The 13,902-nt window shown below is 71.0% G+C and carries 10 protein-coding genes; 4 read left to right on the top strand and 6 right to left on the bottom strand.

Annotated features, from left to right (window positions below):
* Positions 1-204 precede the first annotated feature (204 nt).
* From pflB to ACGF5U_RS23655, 3 genes are all read left to right on the top strand, one after another.
* Positions 205-2,472 (top strand): formate C-acetyltransferase, encoded by a 2,268-nt coding sequence (gene pflB, locus ACGF5U_RS23665; protein WP_392715142.1) that lies wholly within the window; start codon positions 205-207, stop codon positions 2,470-2,472.
* Positions 2,473-2,572: 100 nt separating this feature from the next.
* A complete protein-coding gene (gene pflA / locus ACGF5U_RS23660; RefSeq protein WP_392715141.1) occupies positions 2,573-3,364 on the top strand; it encodes a pyruvate formate-lyase-activating protein in 792 nt (263 codons plus the stop codon).
* 397 nt (positions 3,365-3,761) lie between these two features.
* A complete protein-coding gene (locus ACGF5U_RS23655; protein WP_392715140.1) occupies positions 3,762-3,965 on the top strand; it encodes a hypothetical protein in 204 nt (67 codons plus the stop codon).
* A gap of 10 nt (positions 3,966-3,975) precedes the next feature.
* On the opposite strand, the gene mscL is transcribed toward ACGF5U_RS23655, so the two are convergent.
* The 6 genes from mscL to ACGF5U_RS23625 form a co-directional block, all read right to left on the bottom strand.
* Positions 3,976-4,461: a large conductance mechanosensitive channel protein MscL gene (gene mscL / locus ACGF5U_RS23650; protein WP_392715139.1), complete on the bottom strand. Its 486-nt coding sequence runs from the start codon at positions 4,459-4,461 to the stop codon at positions 3,976-3,978.
* Positions 4,462-4,578: 117 nt separating this feature from the next.
* On the bottom strand, positions 4,579-5,217 hold the full coding sequence (locus ACGF5U_RS23645) for a hypothetical protein (protein ID WP_392715138.1): 639 nt from the start codon (positions 5,215-5,217) through the stop codon (positions 4,579-4,581).
* Between the two features lie 466 nt (positions 5,218-5,683).
* Positions 5,684-6,517, bottom strand: a complete 834-nt coding sequence (locus ACGF5U_RS23640; protein WP_392715137.1) for an S-methyl-5'-thioadenosine phosphorylase — start codon at positions 6,515-6,517, stop codon at positions 5,684-5,686.
* A gap of 234 nt (positions 6,518-6,751) precedes the next feature.
* Positions 6,752-7,075: an FmdB family zinc ribbon protein gene (locus ACGF5U_RS23635; RefSeq protein WP_392715136.1), complete on the bottom strand. Its 324-nt coding sequence runs from the start codon at positions 7,073-7,075 to the stop codon at positions 6,752-6,754.
* 68 nt (positions 7,076-7,143) lie between these two features.
* Positions 7,144-8,421: an MFS transporter gene (locus tag ACGF5U_RS23630; RefSeq protein WP_392715135.1), complete on the bottom strand. Its 1,278-nt coding sequence runs from the start codon at positions 8,419-8,421 to the stop codon at positions 7,144-7,146.
* Between the two features lie 442 nt (positions 8,422-8,863).
* Positions 8,864-10,492 carry a potassium/proton antiporter gene (locus ACGF5U_RS23625; protein ID WP_392715134.1) on the bottom strand — a complete coding sequence of 543 codons (1,629 nt, stop codon included), beginning with the start codon at positions 10,490-10,492 and terminating at the stop codon, positions 8,864-8,866.
* Positions 10,493-10,971: 479 nt separating this feature from the next.
* Between ACGF5U_RS23625 and ACGF5U_RS23620 the strand changes: the two genes are divergently transcribed.
* Positions 10,972-13,836: a penicillin acylase family protein gene (locus tag ACGF5U_RS23620; RefSeq protein WP_392715133.1), complete on the top strand. Its 2,865-nt coding sequence runs from the start codon at positions 10,972-10,974 to the stop codon at positions 13,834-13,836.
* The last annotated feature ends 66 nt before the right edge of the window (positions 13,837-13,902 follow it).

Raw genomic sequence — 13,902 nt, 5'->3', positions numbered from 1 at the left:
CCGAGGACGGAAGGCAACGCAAAAGCCCAGGTCAGGAAGGTCCTGCTGGAGGTGTCACCACCTCCGCAGGACCTTCGGGCCGTAAACGAGGACCAACGCTCAGCCCCCGCGCGCCCTCACCGCAGTGCAATGGAAGAGAAGCGATCGACGCCATGAACGATCGACGCCGATGAACCACCGAAGCGACTGAGGAAGGCGCGGGCGATGACTGCACCTGCGGAAGCAACCGTGAACGGCGGGCCCTGGGAAGGATTCAAGGGCGGGCTGTGGCGCGACGCCATCGACGTCCGCGACTTCATCCAGCAGAACTACACCCCGTACGAAGGCGACCACTCCTTCCTCACCGGCCCCACCGAGCGCACCACCGCCGTCTGGAAGGCACTGACGGACAAGTTCCCGGAGGAACGGGCCAAGGGCGTGTACGACATCGCCCACGACATCCCCGCCTCCATCACCGCGCACGCGCCCGGCTGGATCGACCGCGACAGGGAACTCATCGTCGGTCTCCAGACCGACGCCCCGCTCAAGCGCGCGATCATGCCCTACGGCGGGTGGCGCATGGTCGCCGGCGCACTCCAGACGTACGGCTACCCGGTCTCCCCGGAACTCGAGAAGATCTTCACCGAGTACCGCAAGACCCACAACGCGGGCGTCTTCGACGCCTACACCCCCGAGATCCGCGCCGCCCGCAAGGCAGGCATCGTCACCGGACTCCCCGACGCCTACGGCCGCGGCCGCATCATCGGCGACTACCGCCGCGTCCCCCTCTACGGCGTCGACCGGCTCATCCAGGCCAAGCGGGACGAGAAGGAGGAGCTCAACGCCCTCCCGGCCGGCGGCCGCTCCCTGGAGGAGACCATCCGGCTGCGCGAGGAACTCGCCGAACAGATCAACGCGCTCGGCGAACTCAAGCGGATGGCCGCCTCCTACGGGCACGACATCTCCGGCCCCGCCACCACCGGCCGCGAAGCCGTCCAGTGGCTGTACTTCGCCTACCTGGCCGCCGTGAAGGAGCAGAACGGCGCCGCCATGTCCCTCGGCCGGACCTCCACGTTCCTCGACGTGTACCTGCAGCGCGACATCGAAGCCGGACGGCTCACCGAAGAGCAGGCCCAGGAACTCGTCGACGACTTCATCATCAAGCTCCGCATCGTCCGCTTCCTGCGGACCCCCGAATACGACGAGCTCTTCTCCGGCGACCCGACCTGGGTCACCGAATCCATCGGCGGCATCGGCGAGGACGGCCGCCCCCTCGTCACCAAGACGTCCTTCCGCTACCTCCAGACCCTCTACAACCTCGGCCCGGCCCCCGAGCCGAACATGACGGTCTTCTGGTCGCCGCGCCTCCCGCAGGGCTTCAAGGAGTTCTGCGCGAAGGTCTCCATCGACACCTCGTCCGTGCAGTACGAGTCGGACGAGCTGATGCGGCCCCGCTTCGGCGACGACACCGCCATCGCCTGCTGCGTCTCCGCGATGCCCGTCGGCAAGCAGATGCAGTTCTTCGGCGCCCGCGTCAACCTCGCCAAGACCCTCCTGTACGCCGTCAACGGCGGCCGCGACGAGAAGTCCGGCGAGCAGGTCGGACCCGAGACCGGCGCGATCACCTCCGACGTACTCGACTACGAGGAGGTGATGGCCAAGTTCGACCAGCAGATGGAGTGGCTCGCCGAGGTCTACGTCCACGCGCTGAACGTCATCCACTACATGCACGACAAGTACGCGTACGAACGCCTGGAGATGGCCCTCCACGACCGTGACGTCCGCCGCACCATGGCCTGCGGCATCGCCGGCCTGTCGGTCGCCGCGGACTCCCTCGCCGCCATCAAGTACGCGAAGGTCACCGCGCACCGCGACGACACGGGCCTCGCCACCGACTACACCATCGAGGGCGACTACCCGGCCTACGGCAACAACGACGAACGCGTCGACGCCCTCGCCGTCCAACTCGTCCGCTCGTTCATGCGGAAGGTCCGGAAGCACGAGACCTACCGGAACGCCGAGCACACCCAGTCCGTGCTGACCATCACGTCCAACGTCGTGTACGGCAAGAAGACCGGCAACACCCCCGACGGCCGCCGCGCCGGCGAACCGTTCTCCCCGGGCGCCAACCCCATGAACGGCCGGGACACCCACGGCTACGTCGCCTCGGCCCTGTCGGTCGCCAAGCTGCCCTACGAGGACGCCGAGGACGGCATCTCCCTCACCAACACCGTCACCCCCGACGGCCTGGGCCGCACCCCGGAGGAGCGGATCCGCAACCTCGCGGGCGTCCTCGACGGCTACATGACGGTCGACGGCTTCCACATGAACGTCAACGTCCTCAACCGGGACACGCTGCTCGACGCCATGGAACACCCGGAGAAGTACCCGCAGCTCACCATCCGGGTCTCCGGATACGCGGTCAACTTCGTACGGCTGACCAGGGAACAGCAACTGGACGTACTGAACCGCACGTTCCACGGCTCCCTGTAACCCGGGGACGGGGGAGGGGCCCCTCCCCTCCCCCCCACCCTCTGCCCCACCCCATCCCACCCACCCTCCACCCCGCTTTCCCGCAAGAGGAGGCCCTGCCATGGCCGTGCTCATCGGCTCGGACATCCCGGTCACACCGGCGGCAGCCGCGACCCACCGCCCGGCGGTCGGATCGGTGCACTCCTGGGACCTGTCCACCGGCGTGGACGGCCCCGGCACCCGGTTCGTCACCTTCCTCGCCGGCTGCCCGCTGGCCTGCCTGTACTGCCACAACCCGGACACGATGCAGATCCGCAACGGCCGCCGGGTGCACGCCGACGAGATCGTCGCCGAGGCCGCGAAGTACACGGCGTTCATCCGCGCCTCGGGTGGCGGCGCCACCATCAGCGGCGGCGAACCGCTGCTTCAACCGGTGTTCGCCGGTGAACTGTTCCACCGCTTCAAGCACGAACTGGGCCTGCACACCGCGCTCGACACCTCCGGTTTCCTCGGCGCCCGCGCCACCGACGCGCTGCTGCGGGACGTCGACCTCGTCCTCCTCGACATCAAGTCCTGGGACCGCGACACCTACCGCAAGGTCACCGGCCGCCCGCTGGAGCCCACCCTCGACTTCGCCCGTCGCCTCGCCGCCCTCGACAAGGACGTCCACGTCCGCTTCGTCCTGGTGCCGGGCCTGACCGACGACCCGGCGAACATCGACGGCGTCGCCGCGTTCGCCGCGACCCTCGGCAACGTCTCCCGCGTGGACGTGCTGCCCTTCCACAAGCTGGGCGAACCCAAGTGGGAGGCCCTCGGCAAGCCGTTCGTCCTCCACGACACCCCGTCCCCCACCCCGGAACAGGTCGCCGCCGCCCGCGAGATCTTCACCAGCCACGGCCTGCACGCGGTCTGAACCCGAGCACGGGTGGCGACGCCGCCGGATCCGGGGCCGGGCTGAGGCGAGCCGCCTTCCCTACTCCCACGCGCGGGGGAGGGCGGCCGCCTTCCCTCTCCCACGCGCGGGGGAGGGCGGCCGCCTTCCCTCTCCCACGCGCGGGGGAGGGAGCAGGAAGGGTGAGGGCCGTCGTCACACACGGGCGGCGGCCCCGGCTCAGGAGGTTCCCTCGCCCAGAGCGGTGCGCAGCCAGTCGAGCCCGCCCTGCCGGAGCAGCTCGTCGGCGATGCGCTGGGAGGTCTCCGTGACACGCCGCCCCGGCTGCTGCCGGTGTGCTTCGTGTGCTTCAGGGGGCCCGCCTTGGTCGCCGTCGCCGTGTTACTGGGCCCGTCGGCACGCGGCGTACGCTGGGGGTATGAGCACCGCCCCCACCCCCGGACCGCGCGCCGCGAAGCCCGGCCCGACGCCGCGGAAGAAGACGCCGGCCCTGAACTTCGACGATCCGCTGGACCAGCAGTCCGCGGACGATACGGACCGTGGGTGGGGCGAGCGGGCTCCGGACGGAGACAACTCCGACCTGGCGCGGTTCCTGGACGAGAAGCCGCCGCACCACCTGTGAGCCCTCGGGGTTACGGCGTCCTCGCGCCGGCGCTCGCCCCGGGGCCGCGCTGGTGGACGAGCGCGTCGCGGATCTCCTTGAGCACCTCCAGCTCCGTGACCTCCAGGGTCTCCTTCACCTCGTCGTCCAGCTTCTCCCGGGCGGCCTTCCTCGCCAGGTACTTCGCCATGGGCAGCACCATCAGGAAGTAGACGACGGCCGCGGTGATCAGGAATGACAGGGTCGCACTGAGCACCGAGCCCCACAGGATGGCGACGCCGGTCGTGACCTCCCCGTTCTCCACCACGCAGGGCGCCTTGAGACAGAACTGGTAGCTGTCCAGGTTCTTGGTGCCGAACGCGCCGATGATCGGACTGATGACTCCCTTCACCACGGAGTTGACGATGTTGGTGAACGCGGCGCCGATCACGACCGCGACCGCCAGATCGACCACGTTCCCGCGCATCAGGAAGGCCTTGAAGCCCTCCAGCAAGCTCGCCCTGTTCTCCTGGCTCACCGCGGTGCCTTTCGTCGCATGTGCAGTTGGCGCAGCCATTACGCCGTGCCTGGCGCATAAGCGTCCAATCGGTACACACGGACCGGTTACTCGACTGCGCGTGCGTGCGAGTGCGGATCAGCACAATGTCACCGCCAGCCGCGCTGTGACACCCGCGCCGGCGAGCTCGGCTGCCTGCGCGCGTGGCAGGGACAGCACCACGAGCGCACCGCCTCCGTCGGCGGCCACCTCGTCGGGGCGGGGAACCTGGGCCACCCGGGCCCCGGTCGCCACCACACGCGGGCCGTCCCCGCCTCCGCCACCGCCCGGACCGGAACCGAGGGGCGCACCGGGCGCGGCGATCACGTCCACGCGGTCGCCTGGCCGCAGCAGCCGTACCGCCGCGCTGTCCGCGATCCTTACCGGCGCGGACACCGTCTCGACGGGTTTCCCTTCCGGTTCCCGCGCCGCCGCGACCTCACCCGGCCGGTCGGACGATGGCGGCACCGCGGCGACCGGTTCCCGGAACCCGGTGACGGCGACCGCCGCGGCCGTCATCGCGAGCCCGGCCGCGAGGAGGCGTCGCCGCCGCCGCGGCGCCCACCTCGGCCGGTAGCGACCACCGCGTACACGTAACGGCTCGAAGTGCGGCACGGCGCAGGTCTCGGGCACGGAGGAGGCGGGGAGGGACGCGGGAGCGGACGTGGGCGTGACAGCGGCAGCGGGAGAAGCGGAAGCGAGAACGACACCGGGAACGAACGACGGGGATGACGTCATGGCGAACACCTGACCTGCGAAGGGGACGCCGGCGGTTTCGCCGACGGACCTCACGATCCCGCTCCTGCGCGGATCCCGCTTCCGCCTGTGGACCGCCGTGCGACTGTGGAAAACCGCGTCACCCGAACGGGCCACGCCACCGCCACCGCCACCGTCAACCCCACCGGCACCGCCACCCACCGCCACCGCCACCCACCGGCACCGTCACGCGCTCGGCGTCCGACCACCGCGGCTCGGCCCCGACCACGTCGCCCGCCCCGACCACGGCAGCCCCGCCCGACCAGCGTCGAGCACCGAGGGATCAGCATCGAGGCGCCAGCACCGAGCCACCTCATCGAGCCACCTCACCGAGCCACCAGCACCGAGCCACCAGCACCGAGGCGCTAGCACCGAGCCCCCTGCACCGAGGGACCAGCGCCGAGATACGACCGCTGAGCGTCTAGCCCTCCCGCCGAGCGCCTGGCCCCTACGGCAGCTCGATGCCCAGGTCCCAGCCGTCGTGTGCCCGCGTGCACAGGCAGGCGCGGCTGTCGGTCTCGGGCAGCGCGCCGACCGCGTCGAAGAGCACCTCGCGCAGCCGCTCCACGTTCTCGCCGAACACCCGGAGCACCTCCGTGTGCGAGACGCCCTCGCCGGTCTCCGCGCCTGCGTCCAGGTCCGTCACCAGGGCCATCGACGTGTAGCAGAGGCCCAGCTCACGGGCGAGCACGGCCTCAGGGTGCCCCGTCATGCCGACCACGGACCAGCCCATCGCCGCGTGCCACCGCGACTCGGCGCGGGTCGAGAACCGGGGGCCCTCCACGACGACCATGGTGCCGCCGTCGACCGCGGACCAGCCCCGGGCGTGCGCGGCCGCCAGCGCGGCCTTTCGCCCGTCGGGGCAGTAGGGGTCGGCGAACGTGGTGTGCACGACGTTCGGCACGGTGCCGTCCGGAAGCGGCTCCCCGTCGAAGTACGTCTGGACGCGCGACTTCGTACGGTCGACGAGCTGGTCGGGTACGAGGAGGGTGCCTGGCCCGTACTCCTGGCGCAGGCCGCCGACCGCGCACGGCCCGAGGACCTGCCGTACCCCGACCGAGCGCAGCGCCCACAGGTTGGCGCGGTAGTTGATGCGGTGCGGCGGGAGGCGGTGGTCGCGCCCGTGCCGGGGCAGGAACGCGACACGGCGCCCGGACAGCTCGCCGAGGAAGAGGGAGTCGCTGGGGCTGCCGTACGGGGTCGTCACCTGGAGCTCGGTCACGTCCTCCAGGAACGAGTAGAAGCCCGAGCCGCCTATTACGCCGATCTCTGCGTTCGCCATGCGCTCACCCTAGACGGGGGCGAAGGCGGTCGGCGATGACGTGCATCGCGTTCCAGGCATCCATCGGGCCCAGGTATCCATGGGGCCCAGGTATCCATGGGGCCCAGGTATCCATGGGGCCCGGACATCCATGGCGTCCGGACATCCATGGCGTCCGGACATCCATGGCGCGTCCGTGTCCGGATACGCCGAGAACCCCGCCGTGCGTACGGCGGGGTCCTGCGTAGCGGAAGGTCAGGCGGCGGAGCCGGAGCCGGCGGACGTGCTCGCCGCGGGCTTCGCGTCCGAAGAGGAGGACGAGGACGACGACGTCGACGTCGAAGCGGACGACGACGAGGACGTGGAGGACGACGAGGACGCGGGCGAGCTGCTGGACGACGCGCCGCGGCTGTCGTTGCGGTAGAAACCGGATCCCTTGAAGACGATGCCGACCGCGGAGAACACCTTCTTCAGGCGTCCCTGGCAGCTCGGGCACTCGGTCAGGGCGTCATCGGTGAACTTCTGCACCGCCTCGAGGCCCTCGCCGCACGCGGTGCACTGGTACTGGTAGGTCGGCACTTGTCTTCCTCCTGGCACTCTCACTCGATGAGTGCTAACGACGGTCCATAGTGACGTATTCCGTCGGTTCAGTCCACCGTCACGGGCACGCGGTGACCGATGCCACGTGCCACGGTGCGTGCCGGTACGCGCGGCGTGAGCCGCGAACGGAGCGCCAGCAGGGTGGTCAGCGCCAGTGCCGTACCGGCCAGCGGCACCAGGAATCCGGCGCTCGCGCCGTACCCGTCGGCCAGCCGCCCGGCGACGGTCACGGCGGCCGCCTGTCCCAGCGCGACGGCGCCGGTCAGCCAGGTGAACGCCTCGGTACGGGCCGAGGCCGGGACCAGCGCCTCGACCAGGGTGTATCCGCTGATCAGCGCGGGCGCGATGCACAGGCCGACGACGAGGCCCAGCACGCCGAGCAGCGCCACGGAGTGCGCCGCCCAGAGCAGCGAGGCGGCGACGGTCAGGGCGGTGTATCCGGCGATCAGCCGGCGCCGGGGCCCGATCTTCCAGGCGATGGCGCCGACGGCGATGCCGGCCAGCATGTTGCCGGCCGCGAACAGTCCGTACAGCAGGCCGTTCACGCCCGGGTTGCCGATCTCCTCGGTGAACGCGGTCAGCGAGACCTGCATGCCGCCGAAGACGGAGCCGATCCCGAGGAACGCCACCGCGAGGACGCGTACGCCCGGCACGGACAGTGCCGACGCGCGGCCTTGCGCGGACGACGCGGACAGCCGCCCGTGGGCGGGCTGGGTGCGCTTCTGCGCGGCGAAGAACAGGCCGCCGGCCAGTGTCAGCACCGCCTCGGCGATCAGGCCGGCCGCCGGGTGGACGCCGGTGCACAGCGCGGTGGCGAGGACGGGTCCCACGACGAACGTGAACTCGTCCGTGACGGATTCGAACGCGGCCGCCGTCGACATGAGCGGCGAGCCGTCCAGGCGGGCCGCCCAGCGGGCCCGCACCATGGGGCCGACCTGCGGCACCGACGCTCCCGTGGGTACGGCGGCGGCGAACAGCGCCCACAGGGGGGCGCCGGCGAGGGCCAGGCCCGTCAGGGCCGAGACGGACGCGACGTGCACCAGGACGCCGGGGACGAGGATGGCACGCTGCCCGAAGCGGTCCGCGAGCTTGCCGCTCTGCGGGGCGAACAGCGCCATGGAGACGCCGGTGACGGCGGCGACGGCGCCGGCGGTGCCGTATGAACCGCTGGTGTGCTGGACGAGCAGGACGATGCCGATCGTGAGCATCGCGAACGGCTGGCGTGCGGCGAATCCGGGCAGGAGGAACGTCCATGCGCCAGGGGTGCGCAGGAGCTGCCCGTAGCCGGGACGCTTGACCGCGTCAGAAGTGACCGTGGATGCCACGGCCCGTGCCTTTCTGCCGCCTGGTAGCGCCGTCCCCTGGGTGTCGGGAGTCGCCGAGAGCTGTCCTCTTGCGCGGAACTGCGGTAGATACCGGGCCCCACTGCGGAGGGCTTCACGGCCGCCATACGGTCGCGCCAGCTCTGCGTCAGGCAGAGTTGGTCGATCAGTGTGCCTTCATGGTACAGGGGATCGGGGTGCGACGCCTGTGAAATGCGCGACGGATCTTGTACGACACCTCTGATCGCACACCATGCCAGCCCCGCCCGGGTCCTGCCTGCCCTAGCCTCGTCCCCGTGTCGTGCCCGGCCCTGGCCTCGCCCCCCGTTGCCGACCCCGCCCCGGTTGCCGACCCCGCCCCGGCCTCGCCCCCGGTTGCCGGCCCCGCCCCGGCCTCGCCCCGGTTGCCGACCCCGCCCCGGCCCGCCCGGCCACGCCCCGCGCGTCAGCCCGATCGACTGCGGCCCGCCCGGCCCCCGCCCGCGCGGCCCTCGCCCGTACCGCCCCCGCCCGCGCGGCCCGGTGTCCGCCGCCCGCGCGGGGTGTCCGTCGCGCGTCCGCCGCCCGTGCCGAGCCAGCCGGCCAGCTTGCCGCCCTGTCCGACGGCCCGCAGCCGGTGTTCCGCCGCGTCCCGTACCGGGTCCGTCGCCACGACCAGCAGCTCGTCCCGGCGACGGAGCACGGTCGACGGTGACGGCACGAAGCTCGTGCCGTCCCGTACGACGAGGGTGACCGCCGCGCCCGGGGGCAGCCGCAGCTCCGCGACCTCGACGCCGTGCATCTTCGATCCCTCCGGGATGGAGACGGACAGCAGGTGGCCGCGCAGCCGCTCCAGAGGGGCCGATTCGACACCGAGGTCGGCGGCCTCCGCCGCGTCGCCCAGGCGCAGCGCCCTGGCCAGCCAGGGCAGGGTCGGGCCCTGCACCGCCGTGTAGACGACGACGAGGATGAAGACGATGTTGAAGACCTTCTCGCTGCCCTCGATCCCGGAGACCATGGGGATGGTCGCCAGGATGATGGGCACGGCGCCGCGCAGCCCCGCCCAGGACATCAGGGCCTGCTCGGACCACGAGATGCGGAACGGCAGCAGGCTCAGCAGGACGGACACCGGACGGGCCACCACGGTCAGCACCAGACCGATCATGATCGCTGGCCAGAAGTCGTCGATCAGTTCGTGCGGGGTCACCAGCAGACCGAGCAGCACGAACATCCCGATCTGGGCGATCCAGCCCAGTCCCTCCGCGAAGCCCCGGTTGGCGGGCTGGTGCGGCAGCCGGGCGTTGCCGAGGACCACGGAGGCCAGGTAGACGGCGAGGAAGCCGCTGCCGTGGGCCATGGCGCCGGCCGCGTACGCGACGACCGCGATCGCCATGACGGCGATCGGGTACAGGCCGGACGCGGGCAGGGCCACACGCCGCAGCCCGTACGAGCCGAGGAAGCCCACCGCGAGGCCGATGCCCGCGCCGATGGCGAGCTCCAGCGCGATCTTGCCGACCAGGACATACCAGCTCTCGACCGGTCCGGCCGTCGAGAAGGCGACCACCAGGATCACGACGGGGGCGTCGTTGAAGCCCGACTCCGCCTCCAAGGTGCCGGTCACCCTCGACGGCAGCGGCACCTTGCGGAGCACGGAGAAGACCGCGGCCGCGTCCGTCGACGAGACGACCGCTCCGATGATCAGCGCCTGCCGCCACTCCAGCCCGACCAGATAGTGCGCGGCGGCCGCCGTGATGCCCACGCTCACCGCGACACCGGCCGTCGACAGCACGGCGGCGGCCGGCAGCGCGGGCCGGATCTCCTTCCACTTCGTGCCCAGTCCGCCCTCGGCGAGGATCACGACGAGCGCGCCGTAGCCGATGACCTGGGTCAGCTCGGCGTTGTCGAAGGCGACGTTGCCGATGCCGTCCTGGCCGATGGCGACGCCGATCCCGAGGTACAGCAGGAGGCTCGGCAGGCCGCTGCGCGACGAGATGCGCACGGCCGCGACGGCGACGAGCAGCACGAGCGAGCAGACGAACAGGAGTTGGTTGAGCTGGTGGACAGTCAGTGGGCCGATCCTTCCCCTCACGTACATGCCGGGACGTTCTGGACGCCCCAGTACTTCGTTACCTTACCTAATCTTTAACGGATCCCTGATGCGCGAGACGGGCCGAACGGGGCGGGCCGGAGGCACATCCGGCGCCGCGCGGGGTGCGTGCAGGACGGCCTGCGGCGCCGCGCGGGTGCGGTCCAGGACGGCCTCCGGGGCTGCGCGGGGTGCGGTCCAGGGCGGCCCGCACGGCTGGGCCGGGGTGCGGTCCAGGACGGCCTGGGGGGCTGAGCGGGGTGCGGGCCAGGAGGCCCGCGGTGTCCATCCCCGCGGTCCAAGGCGGCCCGCGGGGATGGACCGGGGGCTGGACCGGCGCCGGACCGGCCCCTTGTGTGGCGGTTTTCGGTGTCGTGGGCGTCCCGTGGAGGCACCTCCTTCACGGCACCGCGTCCGGGCCCGGTCGGCGCTGCGCCTATGGTTGCTCCCAAGCACTCCAGGACCAGCCTGCGCCTCGAAGGACAGCGATGCCCTCCCGCCCGTCGCCCGACAACCGCCCGTCCACGACGCCGCCCAGCGGCGGCAGTGTCGATGTCACCGCTTCTTCCCCCAAGAAGAAGGGGCGACGCGCCCGTCTGCTCGTGCTCGTCCTGGCGCTGGCGCTCGTCGCGGGTGCCGTCTGGGGCTCGTACTGGAGCGTCAGCACGGTCCGGGCGTCCTTCCCGCAGACCACCGGCACGCTGCAGTTGGAGGGCCTGTCCGGGCCCGTGGACGTCAAACGCGACAGTTACGGCGTTCCGCAGATCTACGCCTCCACCGACGAGGACCTGTTCCGCGCGCAGGGCTACGTCCACGCGCAGGACCGGTTCTACGAGATGGACGTCCGGCGCCACACCACGGCCGGCCGGCTCTCCGAGATGTTCGGCAAGAGCCAGGTCGACAGGGACGCGTTCCTGCGCACCCTCGGCTGGCACAAGGTGGCCCAGGAGGAGTACGACACCAAGCTGTCCGCCGAGACGAAGAAGAACCTCCAGGCGTACGCGGCCGGTGTGAACGCCTACCTCAAGGGCAAGGAGGGGCGCGACATCTCCGTCGAATACGCCGCCCTCGCCTTCGAGAACGACTACCGCGTCGAGCCCTGGACGCCGGTCGACTCGGTGGCCTGGCTCAAGGCGATGGCCTGGGACCTCCGCGGCAACATGGAGGACGAGATCGACCGTTCGCTGATGACCAGCAGGCTCAGCGAGCAGCAGATCAAGGACCTGTACCCGGCCTACCCGTACGACCTGCACCGCCCGATCGTGGAGGGCGGCGGCGTGGACAAGGCGACCGGGAGGTTCGACGCGTCCGCCAAGGGCTCGTCGGGCTCCGCGGGCTCCTCCGGCCCGTCCGGCTCCGCCGGTTCCTCCGTCGGGGGCGCCCAGAACGCCGAAGGCTCCCAGGGCGCCGTGAACGGCTCGCAGGGCACCCAGGGCTCCCAGACCTCGGAGGGCTTCCGGACGCAGCTCTCCGCCCTCTCCCAGGCCCTGGACGAGGTCCCCTCGCTCCTCGGCCCCAGCGGCCACGGCATCGGCTCCAACTCGTGGGTCGTCTCCGGCCGGTACACGACGACGGGCCGGCCGCTCCTGGCCAACGACCCGCACCTGGCGCCCCAGCTGCCGTCGCTCTGGTACCAGATGGGCCTGCACTGCCGGGCGGTGTCGGACAAGTGCCGTTACGACGTGGCCGGATACACCTTCTCCGGCATGCCCGGTGTGGTCATCGGCCACAACAAGGACATCGCCTGGGGCTTCACCAACCTGGGCGCCGACGTCACCGACCTGTACCTGGAGAAGGTCACCGACCAGGGCTACCAGTACGGCGGCAGGGAACGGCCCTTCACCACGCGTGACGAGGTCATCAAGGTCGCGGGCGGCGCCGACAGGACCATCACCGTCCGCGCCACCGTGAACGGCCCCCTCGTCTCCGACCGCAGCGACGAACTGGAGACGGTCGGACAGAAGGCGCCCGTCGACAACGCGGCGCCCGACCGGGGCGAGGGTTACGCCGTGTCCCTGCGCTGGACCGCGCTGGACCCGGGCAAGTCCATGGACGCCGTCTTCCGGCTGAACAGGGCCGCGAACTTCAAGGAGTTCCGCGAGGCGTCCCGGGACTTCGAGGTGCCGTCGCAGAACCTGATCTACGCCGACACCAAGGGAAACATCGGCTACCAGGCGCCCGGCCGGATCCCGGTCCGCGACAAGCGCCACAACGGCACGATGCCCGCGCCCGGATGGGACCCGAAGTACCGCTGGAAGGGCTTCGTCCCGTTCCAGGAGCTGCCGTACGAGGAGAACCCGGCGCGCGGCTACATCGTGACCGCCAACCAGTCGGTGATCGACGCGGAGAAGTACCCGTACCTCCTCACCGAGGACTGGGGCTACGGCTCCCGCAGCCAGCGGATCAACGACCTCATCGAGTTGAAGATCAAGGACGGCGGCAAGATCTCGACCGATGACATGCGGACCATGCAGATGGACAACAGCAGCGAGATCGCCAAGCTGCTGACGCCGCACCTGCTGAAGCTCGACATCTCCGACCCGTACGTCCGCGAGGCGCAGAAGCTCCTGGAGGGCTGGCGCTACACGCAGGAGTCCGACTCGGCGGCCGCCGCGTACTTCAACGCGGTGTGGCGCAACGTCCTCAAGCTGGCGTTCGGCAACAAGCTCCCCAAGGAGCTGCGCGTACGCGGCGAGTGCCTCAACGTACGCCGGGCCGACTCCACCAGCCCCGTCGACGAGCAGAACAAGCTGGTCCGGGAGTGCGGCCACCGTGCGCCCGACAAGGCGCAGCCCGACGGCGGCGACCGCTGGTACGAGGTGGTCCGCCCGCTCCTGAAGGACGAGAAGAACGCGTGGTGGCAGTCCGCGGCCAACCGTACGGACGAGCCGACCGAGACCCGTGACCAGCTGCTCGCCCGCGCCATGGAGGACGCCCGCTGGGAGCTGACGGCCAAGCTCGGCAAGGACATCTCCACCTGGAGCTGGGGCCGGCTGCACCAGCTGACCCTGCGCAACCAGACGCTGGGCGCCGAGGGGCCCGGCTTCATCAAGTTCATGCTGAACCGGGGCCCCTGGAACCTGGCGGGCGGCGAGGCGGCCGTCAACGCGACCGGCTGGAACGCGGCGGGCGGCTACGACGTGGTGTGGGTGCCGTCCATGCGGATGGTGGTCAACGTCGGCGACTGGGACAAGTCCCGCTGGATCAACCTGACCGGTGCCTCCGGGCACGCGTACAGCAGCCACTACACCGACCAGACGGACAAGTGGGCCAAGGGCGAACTGCTCGACTGGGCCTACGGCAGGAAGGCCGTCGACGCGGCGACCGAGGACCATCTGGTGCTGAAGCCGTAAGGCGCCACCGCGCGGTGCCCCCTGCGCGGGGAAGGGCCCCCGCGCGGAGGGCGCCCGTCCGTGGGA

The sequence above is a fragment of the Streptomyces sp. NPDC047886 genome (genome assembly GCF_043204435.1).
Lineage (GTDB): Bacteria > Actinomycetota > Actinomycetes > Streptomycetales > Streptomycetaceae > Streptomyces.
This window is presented reverse-complemented; position numbering and strand designations above follow the sequence as displayed.